Origin of the sequence: Colwellia sp. 20A7 (genome assembly GCF_009832865.1) — a bacterium.
Taxonomy (GTDB): domain Bacteria; phylum Pseudomonadota; class Gammaproteobacteria; order Enterobacterales; family Alteromonadaceae; genus Colwellia.
In genome coordinates, this window is sequence record NZ_CP047130.1 from 4,555,698 (window position 1) to 4,580,615 (window position 24,918).

Below are 24,918 nucleotides of genomic sequence, written 5' to 3' on the forward strand. Positions count from 1 at the left end.
CCGCCGCATCATGTTGATCATTGAGCTATGTATTTTTAGCTCAATGATAATTAAGTAAGTACAAGGTATCGGACTTAAACTTATCGTAACTGCGATAAGTTATTACCGTTGCGGGGGCAGTACTTAATTCTCATAAGTTTCCCTCGTTTCTTACTATAATAAAGTGGAAGTATTTCCACCCTTGAATCTATTTATACCAAATCAATTAAATTGGTATAATACACTTAACGAAGCGTATTAATTCTTATAAATTTCATGTTGATAGTGAAGGCAGTTATAGGGTGTTGCCAGTGGTAACACCCGCTTTTAAAATTTGTTCAATATCGTCCATATGCAAGTATTGCTCGCATATCCCAGCTAAACGTTCTAATTGAGTTTCTCTATGTTGATTAATATCAATAACAGACTGTACGCCATGATCTTGTTTAACCCACTGCAATATCGCGCTGGTTACTGCTCCGTGATCAAAAATGCCATGTAAATAGGTTGCTACAATTTGATTATCTGTTGAGATAAAGCCATCTGTACTTAGCGCACCTACAGACAAATCACTTATTAAAGGTTTTTTAAGTGCTTCACCTTGTGAATGACCACAATGAATTTCATAGCCCAAAACCTCACAAGAAGCGCCAGCTAGGGTGAATGTGCCAGAAACCTGTGTTAAGGTTTTTTCTGCGGTTAGCGTCGTGGTAAAGTCAGCTAATCCTAAGCCTGAAATAGCTCTTTCGCCATTTTCTTCAGCTGTTGATTCAATCGCAAGTGGATCCAATATTTTATTACCTAGCATTTGAAATCCACCACAAATACCGAGCACTTTACCGCCATATCTTAAATGACGATTAATATCCTCTTGCCAGCCTTGAGCTTTTAAAAAGGCTAAGTCTGAAATCACATTTTTACTGCCCGGTAAAATAACTAAATCGCAATTGTCTATCCGTTCACCCATTTTGACATAACGTAAATCTATTTCAGGGTTTAACCTTAATGGGTCAAAATCAGTATGATTACTAATATGTGGCAATAGAGGTACCGCAATAGAAATTTTACTTTGAGTCACTTTATTATCAAGAGCAATAGCATCTTCAGCATCAAGCGCTAAATCATGCAAATAAGGTAAAACACCTAAAACAGGCTTACCAGTACGTTCTTCAAGCCAAGTTAAACCTGATTCTAGTAACTTAATATCACCGCGAAAACGATTAATAATAAAGCCTTTTACCCGTGCTTGTTCTGACGCTGACAATAACGCTAGCGTCCCTACTAAATGAGCAAAAACACCACCACGATCAATATCAGCGACCAAAATAACAGGACAATCTACTTTTTCAGCGTAGCCCATATTGGCAATATCATGTTCACGTAAATTAATTTCAGCCGGACTACCTGCACCTTCCACCATTAACACATCAAACTCTTGTGCAAGCCGGTAATGTGATTCAACCACTGCATTCATCGCCACTTTTTTATAATCGTGATAACTGGTCGCTTCCATATTTGAAAGCGCCTTACCGTGTACAATAACTTGCGCACCAGTATCACTATTTGGCTTTAATAAAATAGGGTTAAAATCAACACGCGGTGCAATATTAGCAGCAATAGCTTGTAATGCTTGTGCTCGTCCAATTTCGCCGCCATCTTCTGTTACAGCACTATTTAGCGCCATATTTTGAGGTTTAAAAGGCGCAACACTAAAACCTCTATTAACAAAAACACGACAAAGCCCTGCCACTACCGTACTTTTTCCCGCATCAGAAGTAGTGCCTTGTATCATTAAAGTTTTCATTTGTGCTCCTTTGGCTTAAGCGATAGAGGAATACCTGCCATAATAAAATCGACTCGTTCAGCTATTACGGCGATTTCTTGATGTAACCAACCCGCTTGATCAACAAAATTTCGTGAAAGCTCTCCTATAGGTACAATGCCATGACCAACTTCATTACTAACAAGCAGTAAATGCACCTCACTTGATTGTGCATAATGAGATAAAGTTTTAAGTAACGCTTGTTTTTCTTGTTGAAAACAATCTTTTTCAGATGAACATAAGCAATTTGTTAACCATAAAGTAAGGCAATCAACTAATATTGTTATCCCATGTTTGTGTTCGCTGTTATGTTTTTTTACTAACTGCTCAATCGCTTTGGCTAGTTCAATAGATGATTCAATTAACAACCAATGAGCAGGTCTTTGTTGTTGGTGTTGCTTGATACGCGCTAACATTTCACCATCTAACGGCTGAGCTGTTGCTAGATAATAAACCTGTGACTGAGTGTTACTTTCAAGGAGCTTAGCTTGCTTTTCGGCAAATGAACTTTTACCAGAGCGAGCACCGCCTAAAATCAAATGAACAGACATTAACTAATAACTCCTGAACTTGTACTTAACATGACATCACCATAGCCAAACACCAATAACGTTAAATAAATAACAATTTCGCTACTTTGCTGAGCTGCGCCTAAACAATCACCGGTATAACCACTAAGTTGCTTATTAAACCAAAATGCTAATAAAGCTCTAAAAATAAATAAAATAACGAACAATAAAATACATTCACCCAAAGGAAGAAACCATAAACTCACTATCAATCCAGTGGCAAACAACGCCATTAAACTTGTGTTCGATAAATGCTGAGCTAGCGGTTTGACTTTTGAGGTAGCATCAAGGGAGACATAAGACATATCGTAAATTAAACTGGTGGCAACTACACGACTCAAGGTGTTTGCTAAAATGAGCGCAATAAGAGGCGATGCAAACGCCATTAAACTTTGATATTTTAGAAATAAAATAATAAATAACGCTGCTGCACCATAAGTTCCTAAGCGACTATCTTTCATAATATTCAGTTTTTGCTCAATGCTCCAACCACCACCAAAGCCATCCCAAACATCTGCCCAGCCATCTTCATGAAAAGCGCCGGTTACTAATAAACTAGCAGCCATAGCAATAAGCACAGCAATTTCTTTTGGTAAATATTCCACGGAAGCAGCATAAATTAAAGAACAAAGGATACCAACCATAAGACCAACTACAGCAAAGTAGCGACTAGATTGATTAAGTTGCTCTGCACTAATTTCAGCAGGTAATCGAACAGGTATGCGCGTGAAAAAACTAACGGCCAATAACAATAGTGTTAATTGAGGTTTTATTTTCTGTTGTAAATTTTGAGTCATTTTATGCTCGAGCTTATGCGATAAACGCTAAACTACCTTTGTTACTGAGGCTTGTTCAAAACTAGCCATATCATTGTAAAAAGCCACAGAAGCTTGAATAAGCGGTAAAGCTAACGCTGCTCCTGTACCTTCACCTAAACGTAATTCAAGGCTTAATAAAGGCTCTACAGTAAGCCAAGTGAGCATTTTCTGATGTCCTTGCTCACCTGAGCAATGAGCAAATATCATATAGTCTTTTACTGCAGGGTTTATTTGTATGGCAACCATTGCTGCGGCAGTACAAGTGAACCCATCAACGACTACATGCATATTATCTTCTGCTGCAGCTAACATTGCTCCTGTAATTTGCACTATTTCGAAGCCACCTAAACACGCTAATAATTGTATAGGATCTGATAATTTATCCGCATGTAATTTAAGCGCTTGTTCAACTACTTGCTGTTTCTTTTTAACAACGTCGTCAGATACGCCAGTGCCCTTTCCGACCGTTTCTACTGCAGAGATATTCATAACAGCTGCCATGATTGCAGATGACGATGTCGTATTGCCAATACCCATCTCACCAAAAGCAATTAAATTGCAGCCATTTTTCTTGGTTTTACTGATCAGCGATTTAGCTTTACTAAAGCCTTCTTTCACAGTTTCTACTGTCATAGCGGCTTGCAAATGCAAAGGCTGTGTAATATTGCCTAGATGTTGATCAATAACATTTAATTCTGGGGACGGTTTATGCAAGATACCTGCATCAACGACACTCAAATCCCAACCTAATTGACGGCAAAAAACACTTATCGCTGCACCACCGGTTGCAAAGTTAGCAACCATTTGACCGGTAACTTCACTTGGCGCTATAGAAACCCCTTCCGCAGCCACCCCATGGTCACCCGCGAAAATAATAAGAGCAGGTTTTTTAATGACTAATCGCGCAAGCTGTTCAGACTGTGTTACTTGTACTCGTGCTATTGCTTTCGCAGTTGTTTCGAGCTGGCCAAGTGCACCTAATGGCTTAGTTTTACCATCAATGATTGCTTGAATTTCATTATCAAATTTGTGAGTAATAGGTTCAATTGTAAATGTCATAATAGTCTCAATGGGGATATTTATAGTTTTAACGGTAAACCATTATCGTGAATATAAATTTAGTAAAAAATAAAAGAAGGTGGTTTTATTATTTATAACACGAGTTTTGACCAAACCTTTCCACTCTCATCTCGATATAAAGATATTTTTATCAAGCAAGCATAAGGTACCTCAATTGAGTCCATATGCGAGGTTCCTGGAATAGGTAAATTTAAAACTCTGGCAAGTAAATGCTTGATCACACCTGCATGTGTAAAAACGAGTGTATTTTTCGATTCATTTTCATCACAAAAGCTTTTCCACCAATGATCAATACGACCTGTAAAACTTGTCATAGATTCACCATTTGGCGGTTGATTCTGCCAAGGGTTTTGCCAAAAATCACCTATTGCACTAGTTGTTGACCGATCATCTATTTTCCATAATGACTGATAAGTTCTACCATCCCAATCACCAAAGTCCATTTCTTGTAATTTATTTTCAATTTCTAATGATAAGTTTTGTTGCTGACAGAATAAGTTAGCATATTGGCAACAACGTACTAAGGGAGAGCTAATACAACGGTCGATAGACTTTAGTGAACTTGTAGCAAGTAATAATTGATTACGGCCAAGCGCAGATAATGCCACATCCGTTTTTCCTGCCAGAATACCCGGCGTATCAATTTCACCGTGACGTAATAAATAAAGTGTACTTTCTGTAGGAAGTAACTGATTTGATATTTTATTTAGCACTGTTTAATCAACCATAGTTTTAAAGAAGACGTAGTTGGCTAAAAATTTAAATAAATTAATTAGCTTATGGGAACTTTTTATAATTTCACTACTCTTAATAGTTGTAAGTTTTATTTCCCTTAGTGTTTCATGTTTTTATTGCGTCTATCTTAATAGACGCTTTTTTTTGTCAAAAATTTAGTGTTTTAAATAGTAACAAACATAAAAAATGCCCTGTTACTTTACAATAACAGAGCATTTATAATTTAATTCACTAAACCTTAGCTGACGACTTAAATCAGGAAGTTAATATTAACTTCTTTTATTAGTCACCTGAATAACACGTAGTTGCGCTACTGCGCGTGCTAATTCAGCAGCTACTGCAGCATAATCAACATCAATACCACTGGCATTCATATTTTCTTCTGCACGCTTTTTAGCTTCTATAGCAGCTTGTTCATCTAAATCACCAGCACGTGTTGCTACATCAGCAAGCACAGTAACATGATTTGGTTGAACTTCTAACATACCACCTGAAAGATAAATAACTTCTTCGCTACCATCTTTTTTAGTGATAAGTGCCATTCCAGGTTTTAGTGAGGTCAGTAAAGGTGCGTGACCAGGTAAAATACCCAACTCACCTTCACTACCTGTGATCTGTAATGATTTAATATTGCCAGAAAATAAACTTTCCTGAGCGCTTACTACATCCAGATTAACAGTTAATAATGCCATTTGACTCGACCTCTATATTAATAAGCACTTAAGAGATAAACCCTAAGCGCTTATCAGATGATTACATCTTATTAGCTTTCTCTATGGCTTCGTCAATAGAACCAACCATGTAGAACGCTTGCTCAGGCATATCATCGTATTCACCAGCTAAAATTCCTTTGAATCCAGCAATAGTGTCTTTTAATGATACATATTTACCTGGAGAACCTGTAAATACTTCAGCAACGAAGAACGGTTGAGATAAGAAACGTTGAATCTTACGTGCACGATACACTGTTTGCTTATCTTCTTCAGATAACTCATCCATACCTAAAATAGCGATGATATCTTTAAGCTCTTTATAACGTTGTAATACTGTTTGAACACCACGAGCAACTTCATAATGCTCAGCACCAACCACTAATGGGTCTAACTGACGTGAAGATGAATCTAATGGGTCAATCGCTGGGTATATACCCAATTCAGCAATAGAACGTGAAAGTACTACAGTTGCATCTAAATGAGCAAAGGTAGTTGCAGGGCTTGGATCCGTTAAATCATCCGCAGGTACGTATACCGCTTGAATTGAAGTAATAGAACCTTTATTTGTAGAAGTAATACGCTCTTGTAATACACCCATTTCTTCAGCTAGTGTTGGTTGGTAACCAACCGCTGATGGCATACGACCAAGTAGAGCTGATACTTCAGTACCCGCAAGAGTATAACGGTAAATGTTATCTACGAAGAATAATACGTCACGACCTTCGTCACGGAATTTTTCTGCCATAGTCAAACCAGTAAAGGCAACACGTAAACGGTTTCCTGGAGGCTCGTTCATTTGACCGTAAACTAACGATACTTTATCTAGTACGTTAGAATCGTTCATTTCGTGATAGAAATCGTTACCTTCACGTGTACGCTCACCAACACCAGCAAATACTGAGTAACCACTGTGTTCGATTGCGATGTTACGGATAAGCTCCATCATGTTTACTGTTTTACCAACACCAGCACCACCGAAAAGACCAACTTTACCACCCTTAGCGAATGGACAAACTAAATCGATTACTTTGATACCTGTTTCTAACAATTCGTTAGACATGGCTTGTTCTGCGTAAGCAGGTGCTTCGCGATGAATAGCCCAACGGTCTTTCTCGCCGATTGGACCAGCTTCATCAATAGGCTCACCTAATACGTTCATGATGCGACCTAAAGTCTCAACACCAACAGGTACTTGGATACCATTACCTGTGTTTTCTACATTCAGGCCACGACGCAAACCGTCTGAGCTACCCATTGCAATAGTACGTACAACACCGCCACCAAGCTGCTGTTGAACTTCAAGTACTAAACCTGCAAGGTCACCTTCGGTTACTTTTACTGCGTGATATACCTGAGGTACGGCATCTTGTGGAAATTCAACATCCACAACTGCGCCAATTATTTGGACGACTTTACCTGTACTCATGTTAATTCCTCTTAATTTAAGCCAACCAACGCTTTGCGCAGCTAGCTTGTCGTTAAATTACGAAAACGTTATATGTTAATTACTCTTTAACCAACCGCAGCTGCACCTGCAACGATTTCACCCAATTCTTGAGTAATCGATGCTTGACGCGCTTTGTTGTATACCAGTTGTAAATCATCAATCAAGTCACCAGCGTTATCTGTAGCGGCTTTCATGGCTACCATACGGGCAGCTTGTTCACAGGCTAAGTTTTCAACTACGCCTTGGTATACTTGCGACTCTACATAACGAACTAATAGTTGATCTAACAATACGTTAGCATCAGGTTCGTATATGTAATCCCAACGATGCTTCATATCTACATCGTCAGACTTAGGTAAAGGTAATAACTGATCAACTGTTGGTGCTTGTGTCATAGTGTTAACAAACTTGTTATACACTACGAATAGCTTATCAATTTCGCCGTTATTATAAGCATTTAGCATAACCTGAACACTACCAACTAAGTCAGTAAGTGACGGGTTATCGCCTAAGCCAGATATTTGTGCAGTTACTTTAGAGCCCATGTTGTTAAAAAACGATGTAGCTTTTGAGCCTACAACCGCAAATTCAACTTCAGCTCCTTGACCCTGCCATTTGGCAGCGTCAGCTAGTACTTGTTTAAATAAGTTAATATTTAAACCACCACACAAACCACGGTCTGTTGATACAACAATATAGCCAACACGCTTAACTTCACGCTCTTCCATATAAGGATGGCGATATTCTAAGTTACCAAGCGCAATATGACCGATCACGTTACGTATATTTGTCGCATATGGACGAGAAGCTGCCATGCTTTCTTGCGCTTTACGCATTTTAGAAGCGGCAACCATTTCCATAGCGTTTGTGATCTTTTGAGTATTTTTCACACTCGCAATTTTGGTTTTTATTTCTTTACCAACGGCCATGACTCTCTCTCCGAAAAGATTACTTAATTAAAAACGTCTTACCAAGTTTGGGTAGACTTGAAATTTTCAAGTGCTTTAGTCAAACCTGCTTCAATGTCTTTATCGTAGTTACCTGAATCGTTGATCGTAGCCATAAGCTCAGATGCTTCACTGTTCATGTAGCTTTGTAACGCGTCTTCAAAATCATTGATTTTGTTAATAGCAACGTCGTTCAAAAAGCCTTTTTCTGCAGCAAATAAAGAAACAGCTGTTTCAGCAACAGATAATGGGCTGTATTGCTTTTGCTTCATTAATTCAGTTACACGTTGTCCATGCTCTAATTGAGCACGAGTCGCGTCATCTAAATCTGATGCAAATTGAGCAAATGCTGCTAATTCACGATATTGAGCTAATGCTAAACGAATACCACCACCAAGTTTCTTGATGATTTTCGTTTGCGCTGCACCACCAACACGAGATACTGATAAACCAGCATTTACCGCAGGACGAATACCTGAGTTGAATAAATCAGACTCTAAGAATATTTGACCATCCGTAATAGAAATTACGTTAGTTGGTACGAAAGCAGATACATCACCAGCTTGTGTTTCAATAATAGGTAGGGCAGTTAAAGAACCTGTTTTACCTTTTACTTCACCGTTAGTGAATTTTTCAACATAAGCTTCATTCACTCTTGAAGCACGTTCTAATAAGCGGCTATGAAGATAGAAAACATCACCTGGGTATGCTTCACGGCCTGGCGGACGACGAAGTAGTAATGAAATTTGACGGTAAGCAACTGCTTGCTTAGACAAATCATCATATACGATCAACGCATCTTCACCGCGGTCACGGAAGTATTCACCCATTGAACAACCAGCATAAGGAGCTAAATATTGTAGTGCAGCAGCTTCAGAAGCTGAGGCAACAACAACAATAGTATTAGCAAGAGCGCCATGCTCTTCTAAACTACGTACTACGTTAGCAACAGTAGAGGCTTTTTGGCCAATTGCTACGTAAATACATTTAATACCTGTATTTTTTTGGTTAATAATCGCGTCTAGTGCAATCGCTGATTTACCGATTTGACGGTCACCAATGATTAATTCACGTTGACCACGACCAATTGGAATCATAGCATCAATTGACTTGATACCAGTTTGAACTGGTTGGTCAACTGATTTACGTTCAATAACACCAGGAGCAACAACTTCTACTGGAGAGAAGCCATCATTATCAATTGGGCCTTTGCCATCAATTGGTTCACCAAGTGTATTTACTACGCGGCCTAAAAGACCACGACCTACCGGTACTTCCAATATACGGCCAGTACCTTTAACTTTCTGTCCTTCTGCTAAATCAGCATAAGGTCCCATTACTACCGCACCGACCGAATCACGGTCAAGGTTTAAGGCGATAGCGTAACGGCTACCAGGAAGTTCGATCATTTCACCTTGCATTACATCAGCAAGGCCATGGATACGAATGATACCGTCTGTTACAGAAACGATAGTACCTTCGTTACGAGCTTCGCTGACAACGTTGAACTGTTCAATACGATTTTTGATCAGTTCAGCGATTTCAGTGGAATTCAGTTGCATGCTCTGTTCCCTTATCTAAGATTGTAATGTTGTTGATAAACGGCTCAGTTTACCTTGGATAGAGCCATCAATAACCGTGTCGCCCGCTTTAATAATTAAGCCAGAAACTATGTTCACATCAATATTACAATTAAGCTTTACTTTACGTGCCAAGCGCTTTTCAAGCGCGGCGCTAAGTGTTGTTTTTTGCTCTGCAGTAATTTCTACTGCCGAGGTTACATCTACTGTGATTTCTTGTTCAAATTCAGCTTTTAATGCTAAAAAGTGTTCAAGGACCAGCGGTAGCACCAACAAACGTTTGTTTTCAGCCATAACTTTTATAAAGTTTTGACCTTCACTGTTTACTTGCTCACCACAAACATTTAAAAATAAAGTTTGTGCTTGCTCAACAGAAGCACCACCAGATAAATAACTTTCAATAGTTTTATCTTTAGCAACTTCAGCAGCAAAAGCTAGCTGGGTAACCCAGCTATCAATTGCTTTAGCTTCAACAGCAAAATCAAACGCTGCTTTAGCGTAAGGACGAGCAATGGTTGTCAATTCAGACATAGCTCTATCCTCTTAAAGTTCAGCGACGAATTTATCTAAGATGTCGCTATGTGCAGCGGCATCGATAGAACGTTCAAGAATTTTCTCGGCACCAGCAATAGCAAGAATAGCGACTTGTTTACGCAGTTCTTCTTTTGCACGGTTACGTTCAGTTTCAATTTCTGTGTGACCAGCAGCTAAGATTTTTACTTTCTCAGCTTCTGCTTTCACAGCAGCTTCTTCAACTATCTGCGTTTCACGCTTTTTTGCTACTTCAATAATTTCAGCAGCTTGCGCTTTCGCTTCTTTTAGTTGGGCCGTTGCTTGTTCTTGGGCTAATTCCAAGTCTTTTTCAGCACGGTCTGAAGCAGCTAAACCATCTATGATTATTTTCTGGCGAGCTTCAATAGCATTGTTTAGTGGTGGCCATACATATTTCATGCAGAACCAAACAAAAACGATAAATGCTATTAATTCACCAATTAGAGTGGCGTTTAAATTCACAACCGCTCCTCCTTAATAGTAAGCTGTTCAAAGAATGGAATTAAAGTACAAACAATAATACCATCGCGATACCAACACCGATCATTGCTACAGCATCGATTAGACCTGCTAAAATGAACATTTTAACTTGTAGTGATGGAGCTAATTCTGGTTGACGAGCACACGCTTCTAAGAATTTTCCGCCCATGTTACCAAAACCGATTGCAGTACCAATTGCACCAAAACCGATAAGTAAAGCAACTGCGATGAACTTAATTGCTTCAGCCATTGCTAATGTTGATGTTAGATCTTGTTCCATTTTTTCTCTCCAGGGTTTTTAATTATAAATTAAAGTTAAAGTTAAAGTTAAAAATTAATGATTGTCAGAACTTGCCATACTTAAGTAAACAATTGTTAGCATCATAAAGACGAATGCTTGCAATAGAATAACCAGTATATGGAATACAGCCCAAACAAAGTGCAACGGTAGTTGCATTAAACCTACAGCGCCGATTAAGATGAAAATCAACTCACCAGCATATAAGTTACCGAATAAACGCAATGCTAACGAGAAAGGCTTAGCGACTAATGCGATTGTTTCGAGTAATAAGTTACAAGGAATTAAAAATACCATTGCAAGTTTGTTATTAGTACTAAAAGGGTGCAAAGTAAGTTCTTTAATAAAACCGCCTACACCTTTAATTTTTATTGAATAAGCGATCATTAATAAAAATACACCTACAGCCAATGCTGCAGTAAGATTAATATCTGTTGTAGGTACAATTTTCATGTATACATCATGAGAATCCATACCGAATGCTGTTTCACCAACAAATCCGGCAAATGCAGGTAAGAAATCAACAGGAATTAAATCCATTAAGTTCATCAAAAATACCCAAACAAATATTGTTAGGGCTAATGGCGCTATCAGCGTACTTTTACCTTGAAAGGTTTTAGCAACGTTGTCGCCAACAAAATCAATCACCATTTCAATGAAACATTGAAACTTATCAGGTACACCTGTAGTTGCTTTGTTTGCTGCTCTACGGAAAATCCATAAAAACAACACCCCTAAACCAATCGACCAAGCGAGGGTATCTATATGCCATGTCCAGAAACCACTATCACTACATGCTTTGTTAAATGCTAAACCATTATCGGTCGTACACATTTTCGCATTAGTTAAATGATGCTGAATATGGCCTGAGAGAGTAACTTCTTCTGCCATTTTATTATCCCAAAAGTTAAAGTTTATAAATTTTTTTTTGCCTGTGTTTTAACGTTTTGTTAAAAACAAAGGCTGTAGCAGTGGAAAAAACACTACCACACAATATGTGCTTAAAAATGCTGAAGGTATTATTACCATAAATTTAAAAACCAACGCAAATAATAGCGCTGTATATAGCATTTTTAATTTTACGCCGCTATAGAAAGACTCTACTACTTTCTTAGACGACTGTGCCCCTGCATATCTAAATGCTTTATAGGCAAAAATCATATTGGGTATTATTGCTACTGCACCACCAAGTAACGCTGACTTGGCATGGGCAATACCCCATATAAAATAAATTATTACTGTTGTTATTAACATTAAAGTAATAGTGAATAATATTTGTGTTCGGGCTACTTTTCGCCCTGCTTTTGTTAAGCTATTACTCATATATACTAATAAAACTCATTTAAAAAATCATCAATAATTATCACCGTTATATTACGAATACAATCGTAGTCAAACAAGTTTTTTAAAGTAAAAACTTTAATGTTAAAAAGTTTGCGCAAGTATACTTAAATTGTCTTTTATTGCAAGAAAATAGGGCAATGAACGCCCCTTATTTGTGCTAATAATTAATATAGATTTGAGAAATACAACTAAAGTACTAAATTATAGTTAACTAAAGGATTCTAAAGGATGAAATCATTGATTTTATACTCTAACTGCTCGGATGAGTTTTATTAAATATTAAGAGGCTATATTTATGTTTATTGTACTGAATATTACGATACTATTTGAGGAGCAAACTATTACCCTAAATTTACTTTAGAAGAATAGTTTGTGGTAATTTATCGTACTAACTTTTTTAGTAATATAGTCTGTAGCGACTATTATTAGTTGAAGAGGAATATAATCACTCAAGAAAAGCTTATTAAACTAAGCTCAAGTTATTTAAATAGCATAAATTTTATCCATTAAGCTTTATGCTAATAATAAGTGGGGATTACCTTTATTTTATTTTAGAAATAAAGTCATTCAGTTCTGCTAAATTAGCATATGAAATGACTAATTTACCTTTCCCTTTTTTATTGTGGCTAACGGCAACATTCAAACCTATTTTCTCAGCTAAGTTTTGCTCTATATTAGTGCTACTTTGATCTTTTTCTTTCGCTGGCTTCTCTTCACTTGGGTTTTGAATTTTTTTAATTAGTGCTTCAGTTTCTCTAACGGTTAACTCTTTTGTTGCTACCGTTCTTGCCGCTTCAGCTTGTAATGTGTCATCAAGTGCTAATAATGCACGAGCGTGACCCATTTCTATATCACCATTTTCTAAGAAAGTTTTTACTGCATCATTTAAATTATTTAAGCGTAAAAGGTTTGTTACCGCCGTTCTAGATTTACCTACAGCTAAAGCAACTTCTTGATGAGTTAGATCAAATTCACTTAATAAACGATCAAGTGCAACAGCTTCTTCCATTGCATTTAAATCTTCTCGTTGAATGTTTTCTATTAAAGCAATTGCAACAGCTGATTCATCAGGTACATCTTTTATTAAACAAGGTACTTCTGTCAATTTTGCTAACTTAGCTGCACGCCAACGACGCTCACCTGCAATTATTTCGTAAAACCGGTCACCATTATTATCTACGTTGATAAGTCTAACAACAATAGGTTGAATAATACCTTGCGATTGAATTGATAAAGAAAGCTCTTCAAGCGCAGAGTCAGACATATCTTTACGTGGTTGATACTTACCAGGTGATAACCTATTTATAGCTATTTTACTTAAATCACCATCTTTAAGCACAGTGTCATCATTACTTTCATTTTTTTTACTGCTATCTTCTTGTTCCGAAGCTCTTACTTGTGGCGTAAGTAATGCGTCAAGGCCTCTGCCTAAACCTCTTTTCTTTGTTGGGCTCATAATATTCCTTGAATTACTCTGCAGTATCCTGACTCTAGCTAGCTACTTGTTCACTGTTAGGTGCTTTTGCTGAATTATTTTTTTCAGCACTATTTTTACGAAGTACTTCACCGGCTAATGCCAAATAAGCTTTTGCACCTGTTGATGATTTATCATAATACATTACAGGTGAGCCAAAACTAGGTGCTTCAGCTAAACGTACATTACGTGGAATAACACTACGATATACTTTATCACCAAAGTGGCGCTTCAATTGTTCAGACACATCATTAGCTAATCGATTACGAGGGTCATACATGGTACGTAAAATACCTTCAATATGAAGTTTGTCATTAACAACTGACGTTAATTTTGAAATGGTATCCATCAGCGCTGTTAAACCTTCTAAAGCATAGTATTCACATTGCATTGGCACTAAAACAGAGTCTGCTGCTGTCATTGCATTTACCGTCAACATATTTAGTGATGGTGGGCAGTCAATGATAATAAAATCATAATAATCTTTTACTGGTTCAAGTGCTCTTTTTAGTCGATGTTCACGAGAGTAAACTTCCATCAACTTAATTTCCGCAGCAGTAACATCGGTGTTAGCTGCAATGAGATCATATAAACCAGTTGTCTCTTTTTGAACAACTTCATCAACAGATTTTTCTTCGATGAGCAATTCGTAACAAGTGGCGGGTACTTCATATTTATTAATACCACTAGCCATTGTCGCATTGCCTTGAGGATCAAGGTCTATTAATAATATTTTTCGCTTAGTAGCAGCTAAAGAAGCAGCCAAATTAACAGCGGTCGTTGTTTTACCAACACCACCTTTTTGATTTGCAACAGCTATTATTTTTCCCACAAGCGCCTCTATTATTTTTAACTTATTATTTAAACAATGTTTTGAACACTTTTAGTTCTTTTTTAGAATAAGCACATGACGTTCGCCTACAAGCTCAGGTACCTTTATTTCATGACTAGAAACTAAACTAATATTTTCTGGTAAATTAGTTAGTTCATCAACGGGATATTGACCTTTTAATGCAAAAAATTGTCCTTGTTCATTACTCACTAAATGTGAACACCAAGTCACCATATCATTAAGTGATGAAAAGGCTCTACTTAATACACCATCAAAAGGTGTTTCACCAGAATAATCTTCAACACGTGACTTAACCGGCTGAACATTAGTCAATTTTAGTTGAAATACAACTTGTCTAAGAAAAGTGATCCTTTTTCCTAAGCTATCTAACAAAACAAAATTTTTCTCAGGGAACAATATAGCTAAAGGAATACCTGGAAGGCCAGGGCCTGTGCCAACGTCAATAAAGTTTTTACCTTGCAACACTTCACCGACCATTAAACTATCCATAATATGCTTAACAAGCATCTCTTGTGGATCTCTCACTGATGTTAAGTTGTAAGCTTTATTCCATTTATGTAAAAGCTCTACATATTGAATAAGTAAGTCTACTTGTTGCGCAGAAACTTGCAAAGTTGTTTGGCTAAGCAAGTTTTCGAGTTTTGAAGTTAATGTCATATTTTTTTAATGATACTTTTAGTTGGATTACGCTATTTTTTTGCTAAGTAAACCATGTTTTTTTAAGTAAACTAATAATAACGAAATAGCCGCTGGAGTAATACCAGAAATTCTAGATGCTTTACCAATGGTTTCTGGACGAGCGTCTTTTAATTTAGCGACAACTTCGTTTGAAAGTCCTGATAATTGACTATAGTCAAATTCAATAGGAATAGCAGTATCTTCATTACGTTGCTTTTTCGCTATTTCATCAAGTTGTCTATCAATATAACCGGCATATTTAGTTTGAATTTCTATTTGCTCCGCGGCTTGAGTATCAGCAATCGCAGGACCTAAACCTTCAATTTTCATTAAATCGCTATAACGTACTTCAGGACGACGAATAAGATCTTCAAGACTCGCTTCTTTACTCATTGGTGATTTAAGTAATTCATTTACTTGATCAACGTTACTTTGATCCTTTTGTACCCAAGTATCTTTTAAACGCTGACGTTCTAATTCAATATTTTCCATTTTATCATTAAAACGTTTCCAACGAAGATCATCAACCAAACCAACTTCACGACCTTTTTCTGTTAAACGAATATCAGCATTGTCTTCACGTAACAATAAACGATATTCAGCACGTGAAGTAAACATACGATACGGTTCTTTAGTACCTAGGGTTGCTAGATCATCTATCAACACGCCCACATAGGCTTGATCTCTACCTAAAGTAAATTCATCACGACCTTTCACTCTATTAGCAGCATTGGTTGCTGCAATTAAGCCTTGCGCACCCGCTTCTTCATAGCCTGTAGTACCATTTATTTGTCCTGCAAAATATAAATTTTCAACAAACTTACTTTCTAGTGATTGTTTTAAGTCACGAGGATCAAAATAATCATATTCAATTGCGTAACCAGGACGTGTAATAAAAGCATTTTCAAAACCTTTAATTGAACGTACTAAATTCATTTGTACATCAAAAGGTAAGCTTGTTGAAATACCATTTGGATAAATTTCATTAGTCGTTAAACCTTCAGGTTCAACAAATATTTGATGTGAATTTTTATCAGCAAAACGAGTGATCTTATCTTCAATAGAAGGGCAGTAGCGTGGACCTATTCCTTCAATTACACCGGTATACATTGGTGATCGATCTAAACCATCACGAATAATTTGGTGTGTTTTTTCGTTAGTGTGCGTGATAAAACAAGAAACTTGTTCAGGATGATCCTTTTCAGATCCCATAAATGAAAATACAGGACGAGGTGAATCTCCTGGCTGTTCTTCCATCACAGAAAAATCTAATGATCTTGCGTCTAAACGGGGTGGGGTGCCTGTTTTTAAACGATCCATTCTAAAAGGCATATCACGCATTTTTGCAGCTAAGTTTACACTTGCTGGATCTCCTGCACGTCCGCCCTGATAGTTGTTTAGACCAATATGAATCTGTCCTGCAAGGAAAGTACCTACGGTTAGTACAACCGTTTTACCTTTAAATTTCAATCCCATTTGAGTTGAAACACCAGTTACACGATCATTTTCTAAGATCAGATCGTCACAAGGCTGTTGAAAAATAGTTAAATTTTCTTGGTTTTCTAAGAATTGACGGACGAAAGTTCGGTATAACGCACGATCCGCTTGAGCTCTGGTTGCTCTTACAGCTGGGCCTTTACTGGCATTTAAGGTTCTAAATTGAATAGCGCTATGATCAATGGCTGTTGCCATTAAACCGCCTAAGGCATCAATTTCTTTTACTAAATGTCCCTTTCCAATCCCACCAATGGCTGGATTACACGACATTTGTCCTAAAGTATCGATGTTATGGGTTAACAAAAGCGTTTTACACCCCATTCGGGCAGATGCAAGCGCAGCCTCAGTGCCTGCGTGGCCACCACCAACAACGATTACATCATACGATTCTTGATACCACATAAATTTGAACCTTAAAAAACTGTTGTTAAAGAAAATTTCTTTAACTGAAATTAGGAGACGTATTTTACAGTTTTTTTTTCAATAGTGAAACGATCAAATGCGTAAAAAGATCGTAACTCGATCTCACTAATATATATAAGATCTTTATAGAGATCTTATTATTATTACTTATTAGGGATCGTTTTTTCTGTGGGTAAGTGTTTTTTTATCAATTATTCTATGAAGTTAAAGGAATGATAAGCTTGTGATCAAACATTGATCAAGTCCAATATAAGCGGTGATCAAAAGGGCTACTTATCCACAGCGCAATTAAAACATAAAGATATACACGGAATAATAATAAGAAATTAACCGCTTATCCATTGAATTATCCACAATAGGTATTTTTTATACATACTTTTGTTGATAACTTATGTGTAAGTAGCTTATAAAAGATCCTTATTTTCACTTAACCACAGCTGTGCAAGATCTTCTGGATCAATATCTTCACTCATATCAAGAGTTTTAATATCTAATAAACTACTACAACCCTTTGATATTAGTAGTTTATTTAATTCAAAACCTGCTTTGCAAAAAGTATCATAATTTGAATCACCAATAGCGATAACAATTAAATTTATTGAGGATAGATCTTGTACACAATTTTTAAGATCTTCAACAAATGCTTGGATATTGTCAGGAAAGTCACCAGCTCCATGAGTGGAGGTACAAACGAGCCAAGTTGTTTTTTTAGCAGGATCTTGTGAAAAAGTTGATCCAAGGATCGAATTAAAATTAGGATTTAAGTGTAAATTTACGTCATGGTTAAGTTTATTTAGCTGTTCTTCACATGCTTCTGCAACATATTCTGTCCCGCCAAGCATACTACCAACAATTATTTGAAATGAGCTCATATTAAGGTGATCTAATGATTAAGAATGAAATTATTGTATTCTTATACGTAAACCACCTCAAGGTGAACTACCCAGCTTGAATAATAAACTTATTTAGGCCGGCTTTTATTTTATGTGAACTCGATAAACAGTATTTCTAATTGAAAGTATTAGACATTTAAATGGCTTTTTCTTTTCTTGTATAAGTATTATAAGGCAATAAACCTTAATCAGTGGTTTACTTATGGTTTTAACAGGTACTTATATCATTGGCTAAAATATCAAGATAACAAACATGGTCTTTGGTATGGTGAATACTAATTAATATGCTAACTAAGGAAGTACATTGACAGAATCAAATATTATTGAGGTATTGGATCGGTTCTTTGAAAATGGAATCGAATTGTCACTTTTAACCTATGTTATTGCCGCATTGATTTCATTTGTTTTTGCGTATTTTGGCGCATACCTTTTTTCTTATATGAAAAAGTCGGGAGAATTGAAGGCTGTTAAAGTAAGATTAGATGACACTATTTTCCAGTTGCAAAAGCAAACAGAGGCAGTTGAAGATGTAAAGAATCGTTTATCTAATAAAATTTGGATTGAACAGCAAAAATGGGAATTTCGAAAAACTATATTTATTGAGTTAATTAACTTGCTGCTAAAAATTAAATATTCCTGTGAAGAAGCGGAGAAATACCTTAACCGAGTGTCAAAATTAAGCTATATGGAAGATGAGGATGAGTATGAAAAATCCAAGTCCTTTTTGATATTTGAGGCAGAAAAGATATATAACGGAAAGGTAAGCGAATTAACTGTTGAAGTTAAAAAGTTATTAAATGAAAAAGGGTTGCTTTTTCTAAGTAAAGAGGTAATTGATGTACTAAGATATTACTTTAAAGCAGAGGAGATACGACAAACTCAAATTAAAAAAGAATTTGAAAATGATTTGGTTGCGGGAGAAGTTTCAATATATGACGTAAGTTGTATTGATAGCTATGAACACTCATTATATCACAAGTTAGAAGCAGTAGAAAAAGCGTATAATATGGTTATTATAACGGCAAAGGATGATCTTAAAATCAATATATAATATAATTTATACAGTAAGTGAGTATTCACTATTGAATTTTTATACATATTTTCATAGATATCGAAAATATACCTATTCTAGATGAAATAACGATTGGTAGCATTAGGTTTAAAACTAGTAACAGCGAGTGGTGAAGTTAGCGTTAATAGGTGCTGAGTATAATAATATGCCGTTTAATATTTTTATTTATCATTACTTACTACGGGCAATATGTGCGACAATTACTTACGCAATATTTTAATCAAGTCATAAGGTTCATTATGAAACTTTTAGTTCGTAACCTTTCACGTTCAACCACAGAGCAAGAACTTCGTATATTATTTTCTGCTCATGGCTCTGTTACTGAATGTAGTTTAGTTTTAGATCAAGAAACAGGTAATTCAAAAGGCTTTGCTTTTGTGGTAATGCCAGATGAGAAAGAAGCAAAATCAGCACTTTCTGCTCTTCATGAAACAAGAGTTGCTAAAAACAGAATACGTGTGAAAGTTGCACAATAGTTCGTTTTAGCAGAGATTTACCCCAGAAAAATTAGTTATATTGCCGCGATAAAGTATAGATAAACATCTAAAACAACTTAAGCGGCTTTAATCTCACAAAATAAACCTGACCGATCTTCTTATCTGTGTTTATTACCTATCAAAATATATTTCTTACTGTTCTTAAAACTCAATTCTGGTTTATCAATCATTACTGCTAGTTCTCTAGTTTCAGAAAAAACAAAAGTTGAAAATGCATTAAGAACAACGGCAGATTTTCGTGATGAAATGTCTACCGCAAGAACTCAGGCCGATAGAGATAGAATAATTGAAAAATATAGTTACTTATTCGATGATAATCGCCCCGTAAGCAAATTGTTTAACCTTCTTAGAAGATGGCAATATGCTTGTAGGGGAGAGAAAAGATTAATATAGGGGCGATTTTTAAGTTATATCGATGGCGTATAAACGTTTATTTATATAACTATTTTCCAATACAAAAAGAGCTAAATATTTTAGTTAATAGGTCATCACTGGTGAATTCACCAGTGATTTGATCAAGCTCTAACTGACAAATTCTTAATTCTTCAGCTAAAATCTCTCCAGCTACATAAGATTCTAATTGGTCTAAACCAGTAATTAAATGCTGATGAGTGTTATCTAAAGCGGTTAAATGACGTCTTCTAGCCATAAAGCCACCTTCGGTACTACCTTGGTAGCCCATAATAGATTTTAAGTGCTCTTTTAAGCTGTCAACGCCTGCGCCAGTTTTTGCTGATAAGGTTACCGAGGTATGGTTTTTATCATTTTTATCTGTAAATTCAGCTAAACCAATATTATCTTCAATAATTGCGTGGTTTAAATCGGCTTTGTTTCTTACTAAGGTTAGGCCGATGTTATCCGGCAATTTTTCGAAAAACTCAGGATAGTAATCTTTAATATCTTGTTCACTTTCTAACAAGTTATGATTAGTACTTGCGTCAACCATTAGCAATACGCGATCAGCTTGTTTTATTTCTTGCCAAGCGCGCTCAATACCTATTTGTTCAACCTTGTCATCACTGTCACGTAAACCAGCGGTATCTATAATATGTAATGGCATACCATCGATGTGAATTTGTTCTGTTAATACATCACGTGTGGTACCTGCAATATCAGTAACAATGGCACTTTCTTTACCGCTCAATGCATTAAGTAAGCTCGATTTACCGGCATTAGGTCTACCTGCTATAACCACACGCATACCTTCTCGAATAATACTGCCTTGTTGTGCCTGTTTTCGTACACTTTCAACTTTGTTGATGATGGCTTTTAGATCGTTAACTATTTTTTTATCAGCAAGGAAGTCAATTTCTTCTTCTGGAAAATCAATAGAGGCTTCAACATACATACGTAGATGAATAATGCTTTCTACCATTTCGTTAACTAATTTAGAGAAGTTACCTTGAAGTGAGTGCAGGGCAGAACGTGCTGCTTGTTCGGAGCTTGAATTGATTAAATCTGCAATCGCTTCTGCTTGAGTTAAATCGAGTTTGTCGTTTAAAAAAGCTTGTTCACTAAATTCACCAGGTTTAGCCATAATAACATTAGGTAAGGCTAGAATAGCTTTAAGTAGCATATCTAAAATAACAGGGCCGCCGTGACCTTGAAATTCAATAACATCTTCACCCGTAAATGAATTAGGGGCTTTAAAGTATAAGGCGATACCTTGATCTAATATTTCATTTTGTGCATTTGAAAAAGGTAAGTACTCAGCTTTTCTAATCTCGGGCAATTTACCCAAAATAGCTTGAGCAACATTTTTTGCTTCAGGCCCAGATACACGAATAATACCAACACCACCACGACCCGGTGCGGTAGCTTGTGCTGCAATAGTTGATTTACCACTAGGTAATAATGACATTGATTTAAACCTATAAAAACAGAGAGTTTGAATAATACCAATTCTATTAAATTATTGCCCACTTGTGCTGGTTAAAATAAGCCAAGGTTGCGTTGCTTTCAATCACAATAGCCAGCTATTGCTCAATCAAGCGCCTTACCTTGATCTATTTTTCCTTCGTACAATAAGATCACAAACTTAATAGAAGTGATATAACAGTTATTTTACGTTATTTATCTTTAACTAACAAAAAAGCGATTTCTTTATCAGAAACCGCTTTTATATTGTTAATCATTGGTAAGCTAAAAATTAGAACGAATAAGCGTTAACTTGCTTTTTCTAATTTTTTCTTCTCAATGCCACTGAAAATTACTTTCATTTGGGCAATTGAAATCATGTTACTTACGAACCAGTAAAGTACTAATCCTGATGGGAACCAAGCCATAAAGATTGAGAAAACAACTGGCATGTATTGCATTATTTTCTGTTGCATTGGATCTTGAATAGTCATTGGCTGCATTTTTTGCATTACAAACATACTAATACCCATTAATACTGGTAATACATAGTATGGGTCCATTGCTGATAAATCTTGAATCCAGAAAACAAACGGTGCATGTCGTAATTCAACACTTTCTAAAAATACCCAGTAAAGCGCAAGGAAAATAGGCATTTGTAATATTAATGGTAAACAACCACCAGCAGGGTTTACTTTCTCTTTACGGTACATTTCCATTGTAGCTTGAGACATTTTTTGTCTATCATCACCAAAACGTTCTTTAAGCTGTGCCATTTTAGGTGCTAATTCACGCATTCTAGCCATTGAGGTATATTGCGCTTTCGTTAATGGGTACATACCACCTTTAACAATTAAAGTGATGATAATGATTGCTACACCCCAGTTTGTTACAAAGCTTTGAATTGTTAGTAGTAACCAGAATAATGGTTGACTAATCATCCATAAAAAACCGTAATCAATGGTTAAATCTAAGTTAGGTGCTATTTTCTCTAGTACCGCTTGATCTTTAGGACCAACATAAAAAATAGCAGAAGTATTGCCTTGTTGGCCTGCGTCTATTGTTACTGCAGGTGCTTTAAAGCCAATAACAGCTTCTTGGTTGTTACTGTAGTTAGTATAAAGTTGGTTGTTATCTTCAGCACCAGGTACCCAAGCTGAAACAAAGTAATGCTCTAGCATTGCAACCCAACCACCAGGTGTTGTTTTGTTTAAGTTTGTTTCTGCAATATCATCAAAATCATATTTTTCATAACGATCTTCATTGGTAGAGAAAGCTGCACCACGATAAGTAGGTAACATGCCTGATGAAGTATCTGTTAGGGTAGATTGCTTAAGTTGACCATACATTTGAACTGAAACACTGTTAGCTGTGTTGTTATTAATTATGTATTCAACATCAACACTGTAACTGCCAGCAGCAAATGAAAAGCGTTTTGTTACGTTAAGGCCGTTGTTATCTTGAAAAGTTAAATCTACGGTAAGGTTTTCGCCAACTAATTCATAACTACTTTGAACCGTACTATAAATTGGTCGACCTTTAATTACTCTATCTACACCGTTAGCACCAGTTAAGCCTGATTGTGCAACATATTTTTGATTACCATTTTGCATAACAGTGTATGGAATACCATTACCCTGTTCGGTATTAAAATCGACTAACTTAGCATCGACTATATCACCACCTTGCGTATTAATTTTAATTATTAATGTATCAGTAGTAATACTAATTAATTTTGCATTTGAAATGGCATCTTTAGCAATGGGTGCTGATGAGTCCGTTGATTCAGGAACAAATTCTGCACCTGCAGCAAGTTCATTATTCGCATTTTGACTAATAGTTGGTTGTTCAACTGCTGGTGAATTTTCTGCTTGCCACTGACTAAAAAGTAAGTAAGTAACAACCATAAGCGCAATAAAAAGCAGACTGCGTTGAGATTCCATAAGATTTAATTCTCTTGTTTTTGGGTTGGCACGAGGTTATATCCTCCCGCATGTAATTTATAGCAAGGCATTTTAGACTAGGTTTAACTGCAAACCAACACTCTTTTAGTATTAGAGTATATAATTTGTTCTGCTTTTTAAGGCAGGAATATTATTTTTCTTTTTTTAAGGGTGGAACTGGGTCATCACCGCTTTCATTCAACGGATGACATTTTAATATTCGTTTGCTTGCTAACCAGCACCCTTTTATTACACCAAAGCGTTCTATAGCTTGGTTTGCATAAGTAGAGCAGGTTGGTTGAAATCGACAATTAGATCCTAATAAAGGACTAATAAAACGCTGATAGCCTTTTATACAAGCTATTGCTAGTTTTTGTGGCGCTGAATTATTTTTCGCCATATTTTTTCTAATTCTTGGTTGATTTCGTTATTGTCGAGCTGATCAATACCAGACTTTACCATAACCACCATATCGATAGCAGGTAAATCATGTTGATTTAAACGAAAGCTTTCTCTAATAATTCTTTTCATGCGATTTCGTTGTACGGCAAGTTTTACACGTTTTTTAGCAATAGCTAAGCCGAGACGATTATTTTTACATGAATCATCAGATAAATTAGTAGGGGTAATAAGTATTGTAAAGTGGCGAGAGCCAAATCTGATAGGTTTTTTAAACACAGATTGAAAGTGACCGGGAGTCAACAGACGTGACTCCCGATTAAATTCATAAGTAACCTTGTTGGTTACCATCTTAATTCGGTTTCTAAGCTAGAAATAAAATTAAGATTAAGCACTAAGGCTTGCACGGCCTTTGGCACGGCGACGAGCTATAACAGCACGGCCATTTTTAGTTGCCATACGAGCACGGAATCCGTGGTTACGCTTACGCTTTAATACGCTAGGTTGAAATGTTCTTTTCATTACGCTAATCCGTCGGTTGTTGTTGCCCTGACAAAAAAGCCAAATGAGCACACAGGTCTAAAAAAAGAGGCCGAATTCTAAATCTAATTGAGCCCGCTGTCAATGTTTTATCTTGAATATTTATTAAAAGATCCTTTGATGATCGTTAGGATCTTAAGTTCCACGTCACATACATTTTAATGTTATTCACCGAATAGACGGAAAATATCCACAGGTTTGTTATTTAATATTGTTATTTTACTGATTAATTGCGTTTTTATTCTAATAAGTAATAAAAGTAAGTAATCCATTTTTGATGTGTTTTAATCTAAAAAATCACTAATAAGTCAATTAAACTAGCCTTTAGCCGTTTATTGTAAAAATAATTACGAATAGTTGTCTGTCAATATTGCACTTGTGGATAAGTATAGAGATAATGGTGCTACATAATAAAAACTTTCGTTTGT

Annotated in this window: 26 protein-coding genes and 1 riboswitch; of the genes, 2 read left to right on the forward strand and 24 right to left on the reverse strand. The window is 36.2% G+C overall.

The features are described from left to right. Window positions 1-47 precede the first annotated feature (47 nt). Window positions 48-185, reverse strand: a riboswitch (cobalamin riboswitch). An 89-nt stretch (window positions 186-274) separates the two neighbouring features. The 19 genes from GQS55_RS19635 to GQS55_RS19725 all read right to left on the reverse strand — a co-directional run bounded on the left by GQS55_RS19635 (window position 275) and on the right by GQS55_RS19725 (window position 18,161). Next, window positions 275-1,783 (reverse strand): cobyric acid synthase, encoded by a 1,509-nt coding sequence (locus GQS55_RS19635; RefSeq protein WP_159822383.1) that lies wholly within the window; start codon window positions 1,781-1,783, stop codon window positions 275-277. Beyond that, window positions 1,780-2,352, reverse strand: coding sequence for a bifunctional adenosylcobinamide kinase/adenosylcobinamide-phosphate guanylyltransferase (gene cobU / locus GQS55_RS19640; RefSeq protein WP_159822385.1), 573 nt, complete (start codon window positions 2,350-2,352; stop codon window positions 1,780-1,782). The genes GQS55_RS19635 and cobU overlap by 4 nt, the downstream gene beginning before the upstream one ends. Next, window positions 2,352-3,167, reverse strand: a complete 816-nt coding sequence (locus GQS55_RS19645) for an adenosylcobinamide-GDP ribazoletransferase (RefSeq protein WP_159822387.1) — start codon at window positions 3,165-3,167, stop codon at window positions 2,352-2,354. Before GQS55_RS19645 ends, cobU begins: the two co-directional genes overlap by 1 nt. A gap of 27 nt (window positions 3,168-3,194) precedes the next feature. Then, window positions 3,195-4,247, reverse strand: coding sequence for a nicotinate-nucleotide--dimethylbenzimidazole phosphoribosyltransferase (cobT, locus tag GQS55_RS19650; protein ID WP_159822390.1), 1,053 nt, complete (start codon window positions 4,245-4,247; stop codon window positions 3,195-3,197). Window positions 4,248-4,339: 92 nt separating this feature from the next. Next, complete coding sequence (locus GQS55_RS19655; protein ID WP_159822392.1) at window positions 4,340-4,981, reverse strand: histidine phosphatase family protein; 642 nt, start codon at window positions 4,979-4,981, stop codon at window positions 4,340-4,342. Between the two features lie 291 nt (window positions 4,982-5,272). After that, window positions 5,273-5,695 (reverse strand): F0F1 ATP synthase subunit epsilon, encoded by a 423-nt coding sequence (locus GQS55_RS19660; RefSeq protein WP_159822394.1) that lies wholly within the window; start codon window positions 5,693-5,695, stop codon window positions 5,273-5,275. A gap of 61 nt (window positions 5,696-5,756) precedes the next feature. After that, on the reverse strand, window positions 5,757-7,142 hold the full coding sequence (atpD, locus tag GQS55_RS19665; RefSeq protein ID WP_159822396.1) for a F0F1 ATP synthase subunit beta: 1,386 nt from the start codon (window positions 7,140-7,142) through the stop codon (window positions 5,757-5,759). Between the two features lie 86 nt (window positions 7,143-7,228). Next, on the reverse strand, window positions 7,229-8,092 hold the full coding sequence (atpG, locus tag GQS55_RS19670; RefSeq protein WP_159822398.1) for a F0F1 ATP synthase subunit gamma: 864 nt from the start codon (window positions 8,090-8,092) through the stop codon (window positions 7,229-7,231). 38 nt (window positions 8,093-8,130) lie between these two features. Next, window positions 8,131-9,672: a F0F1 ATP synthase subunit alpha gene (gene atpA, locus GQS55_RS19675; RefSeq protein ID WP_159822401.1), complete on the reverse strand. Its 1,542-nt coding sequence runs from the start codon at window positions 9,670-9,672 to the stop codon at window positions 8,131-8,133. Between the two features lie 15 nt (window positions 9,673-9,687). Continuing rightward, window positions 9,688-10,221 (reverse strand): F0F1 ATP synthase subunit delta, encoded by a 534-nt coding sequence (gene atpH, locus GQS55_RS19680; protein ID WP_159822403.1) that lies wholly within the window; start codon window positions 10,219-10,221, stop codon window positions 9,688-9,690. 12 nt (window positions 10,222-10,233) lie between these two features. After that, on the reverse strand, window positions 10,234-10,704 hold the full coding sequence (gene atpF, locus GQS55_RS19685; RefSeq protein ID WP_159822405.1) for a F0F1 ATP synthase subunit B: 471 nt from the start codon (window positions 10,702-10,704) through the stop codon (window positions 10,234-10,236). A gap of 40 nt (window positions 10,705-10,744) precedes the next feature. Next, on the reverse strand, window positions 10,745-10,972 hold the full coding sequence (gene atpE, locus GQS55_RS19690; RefSeq protein ID WP_159823055.1) for a F0F1 ATP synthase subunit C: 228 nt from the start codon (window positions 10,970-10,972) through the stop codon (window positions 10,745-10,747). Between the two features lie 84 nt (window positions 10,973-11,056). After that, window positions 11,057-11,911 (reverse strand): F0F1 ATP synthase subunit A, encoded by an 855-nt coding sequence (gene atpB / locus GQS55_RS19695; protein WP_159822407.1) that lies wholly within the window; start codon window positions 11,909-11,911, stop codon window positions 11,057-11,059. Window positions 11,912-11,959: 48 nt separating this feature from the next. Further along, the gene (locus GQS55_RS19700; RefSeq protein ID WP_159822409.1) at window positions 11,960-12,343 is read right to left on the reverse strand and encodes an ATP synthase subunit I; all 384 of its coding nucleotides are present in this window, start codon (window positions 12,341-12,343) and stop codon (window positions 11,960-11,962) included. Between the two features lie 562 nt (window positions 12,344-12,905). Beyond that, a complete protein-coding gene (locus tag GQS55_RS19705; RefSeq protein ID WP_159822411.1) occupies window positions 12,906-13,820 on the reverse strand; it encodes a ParB/RepB/Spo0J family partition protein in 915 nt (304 codons plus the stop codon). Between the two features lie 34 nt (window positions 13,821-13,854). Then, window positions 13,855-14,670: a ParA family protein gene (locus tag GQS55_RS19710; RefSeq protein WP_159822413.1), complete on the reverse strand. Its 816-nt coding sequence runs from the start codon at window positions 14,668-14,670 to the stop codon at window positions 13,855-13,857. Window positions 14,671-14,721: 51 nt separating this feature from the next. Further along, window positions 14,722-15,348, reverse strand: coding sequence for a 16S rRNA (guanine(527)-N(7))-methyltransferase RsmG (gene rsmG, locus GQS55_RS19715; protein ID WP_159822415.1), 627 nt, complete (start codon window positions 15,346-15,348; stop codon window positions 14,722-14,724). Between the two features lie 27 nt (window positions 15,349-15,375). Then, window positions 15,376-17,268, reverse strand: a complete 1,893-nt coding sequence (gene mnmG, locus GQS55_RS19720; protein ID WP_159822417.1) for a tRNA uridine-5-carboxymethylaminomethyl(34) synthesis enzyme MnmG — start codon at window positions 17,266-17,268, stop codon at window positions 15,376-15,378. 425 nt (window positions 17,269-17,693) lie between these two features. Beyond that, window positions 17,694-18,161 carry a flavodoxin domain-containing protein gene (locus GQS55_RS19725; RefSeq protein WP_159822420.1) on the reverse strand — a complete coding sequence of 156 codons (468 nt, stop codon included), beginning with the start codon at window positions 18,159-18,161 and terminating at the stop codon, window positions 17,694-17,696. A 325-nt stretch (window positions 18,162-18,486) separates the two neighbouring features. Between GQS55_RS19725 and GQS55_RS19730 the strand changes: the two genes are divergently transcribed. Continuing rightward, window positions 18,487-19,233 carry a hypothetical protein gene (locus tag GQS55_RS19730; protein ID WP_159822422.1) on the forward strand — a complete coding sequence of 249 codons (747 nt, stop codon included), beginning with the start codon at window positions 18,487-18,489 and terminating at the stop codon, window positions 19,231-19,233. 260 nt (window positions 19,234-19,493) lie between these two features. After that, window positions 19,494-19,730: an RNA recognition motif domain-containing protein gene (locus GQS55_RS19735; protein ID WP_159822424.1), complete on the forward strand. Its 237-nt coding sequence runs from the start codon at window positions 19,494-19,496 to the stop codon at window positions 19,728-19,730. Window positions 19,731-20,193: 463 nt separating this feature from the next. Here GQS55_RS19735 and mnmE read toward each other — a convergent pair whose 3' ends face one another. The 5 genes from mnmE to rpmH all read right to left on the reverse strand — a co-directional run bounded on the left by mnmE (window position 20,194) and on the right by rpmH (window position 24,472). Beyond that, window positions 20,194-21,612, reverse strand: coding sequence for a tRNA uridine-5-carboxymethylaminomethyl(34) synthesis GTPase MnmE (gene mnmE / locus GQS55_RS19740; RefSeq protein WP_159822426.1), 1,419 nt, complete (start codon window positions 21,610-21,612; stop codon window positions 20,194-20,196). A gap of 304 nt (window positions 21,613-21,916) precedes the next feature. Continuing rightward, the gene (gene yidC, locus GQS55_RS19745; protein ID WP_159822428.1) at window positions 21,917-23,551 is read right to left on the reverse strand and encodes a membrane protein insertase YidC; all 1,635 of its coding nucleotides are present in this window, start codon (window positions 23,549-23,551) and stop codon (window positions 21,917-21,919) included. A gap of 151 nt (window positions 23,552-23,702) precedes the next feature. Beyond that, window positions 23,703-23,951 (reverse strand): membrane protein insertion efficiency factor YidD, encoded by a 249-nt coding sequence (gene yidD / locus GQS55_RS19750; RefSeq protein ID WP_159822430.1) that lies wholly within the window; start codon window positions 23,949-23,951, stop codon window positions 23,703-23,705. Next, complete coding sequence (gene rnpA, locus GQS55_RS19755; RefSeq protein WP_328698884.1) at window positions 23,918-24,253, reverse strand: ribonuclease P protein component; 336 nt, start codon at window positions 24,251-24,253, stop codon at window positions 23,918-23,920. The genes yidD and rnpA overlap by 34 nt, the downstream gene beginning before the upstream one ends. An 84-nt stretch (window positions 24,254-24,337) precedes the next feature. After that, window positions 24,338-24,472: a 50S ribosomal protein L34 gene (rpmH, locus tag GQS55_RS19760; protein WP_033080930.1), complete on the reverse strand. Its 135-nt coding sequence runs from the start codon at window positions 24,470-24,472 to the stop codon at window positions 24,338-24,340. Window positions 24,473-24,918 lie beyond the last annotated feature (446 nt).

What these genes read in the sequence shown, in the direction of transcription:
- atpE (WP_159823055.1), bottom strand. Translation starts at nt 10,972, where the DNA reads ATGGCTGAAGCAATTAAGTTCATCGCAGTTGCTTTACTTATCGGTTTT.
- cobT (WP_159822390.1), bottom strand. Translation starts at nt 4,247, where the DNA reads ATGACATTTACAATTGAACCTATTACTCACAAATTTGATAATGAAATT.
- yidD (WP_159822430.1), bottom strand. Translation starts at nt 23,951, where the DNA reads ATGGCGAAAAATAATTCAGCGCCACAAAAACTAGCAATAGCTTGTATA.
- rpmH (WP_033080930.1), bottom strand. Translation starts at nt 24,472, where the DNA reads ATGAAAAGAACATTTCAACCTAGCGTATTAAAGCGTAAGCGTAACCAC.
- cobU (WP_159822385.1), bottom strand. Translation starts at nt 2,352, where the DNA reads ATGTCTGTTCATTTGATTTTAGGCGGTGCTCGCTCTGGTAAAAGTTCA.
- GQS55_RS19700 (WP_159822409.1), bottom strand. Translation starts at nt 12,343, where the DNA reads ATGAGTAATAGCTTAACAAAAGCAGGGCGAAAAGTAGCCCGAACACAA.
- rsmG (WP_159822415.1), bottom strand. Translation starts at nt 15,348, where the DNA reads ATGACATTAACTTCAAAACTCGAAAACTTGCTTAGCCAAACAACTTTG.
- atpA (WP_159822401.1), bottom strand. Translation starts at nt 9,672, where the DNA reads ATGCAACTGAATTCCACTGAAATCGCTGAACTGATCAAAAATCGTATT.
- GQS55_RS19645 (WP_159822387.1), bottom strand. Translation starts at nt 3,167, where the DNA reads ATGACTCAAAATTTACAACAGAAAATAAAACCTCAATTAACACTATTG.
- GQS55_RS19705 (WP_159822411.1), bottom strand. Translation starts at nt 13,820, where the DNA reads ATGAGCCCAACAAAGAAAAGAGGTTTAGGCAGAGGCCTTGACGCATTA.
- GQS55_RS19660 (WP_159822394.1), bottom strand. Translation starts at nt 5,695, where the DNA reads ATGGCATTATTAACTGTTAATCTGGATGTAGTAAGCGCTCAGGAAAGT.
- atpG (WP_159822398.1), bottom strand. Translation starts at nt 8,092, where the DNA reads ATGGCCGTTGGTAAAGAAATAAAAACCAAAATTGCGAGTGTGAAAAAT.
- atpH (WP_159822403.1), bottom strand. Translation starts at nt 10,221, where the DNA reads ATGTCTGAATTGACAACCATTGCTCGTCCTTACGCTAAAGCAGCGTTT.
- GQS55_RS19735 (WP_159822424.1), top strand. Translation starts at nt 19,494, where the DNA reads ATGAAACTTTTAGTTCGTAACCTTTCACGTTCAACCACAGAGCAAGAA.
- GQS55_RS19635 (WP_159822383.1), bottom strand. Translation starts at nt 1,783, where the DNA reads ATGAAAACTTTAATGATACAAGGCACTACTTCTGATGCGGGAAAAAGT.
- yidC (WP_159822428.1), bottom strand. Translation starts at nt 23,551, where the DNA reads ATGGAATCTCAACGCAGTCTGCTTTTTATTGCGCTTATGGTTGTTACT.
- atpB (WP_159822407.1), bottom strand. Translation starts at nt 11,911, where the DNA reads ATGGCAGAAGAAGTTACTCTCTCAGGCCATATTCAGCATCATTTAACT.
- mnmE (WP_159822426.1), bottom strand. Translation starts at nt 21,612, where the DNA reads ATGTCATTATTACCTAGTGGTAAATCAACTATTGCAGCACAAGCTACC.
- atpD (WP_159822396.1), bottom strand. Translation starts at nt 7,142, where the DNA reads ATGAGTACAGGTAAAGTCGTCCAAATAATTGGCGCAGTTGTGGATGTT.
- mnmG (WP_159822417.1), bottom strand. Translation starts at nt 17,268, where the DNA reads ATGTGGTATCAAGAATCGTATGATGTAATCGTTGTTGGTGGTGGCCAC.
- GQS55_RS19725 (WP_159822420.1), bottom strand. Translation starts at nt 18,161, where the DNA reads ATGAGCTCATTTCAAATAATTGTTGGTAGTATGCTTGGCGGGACAGAA.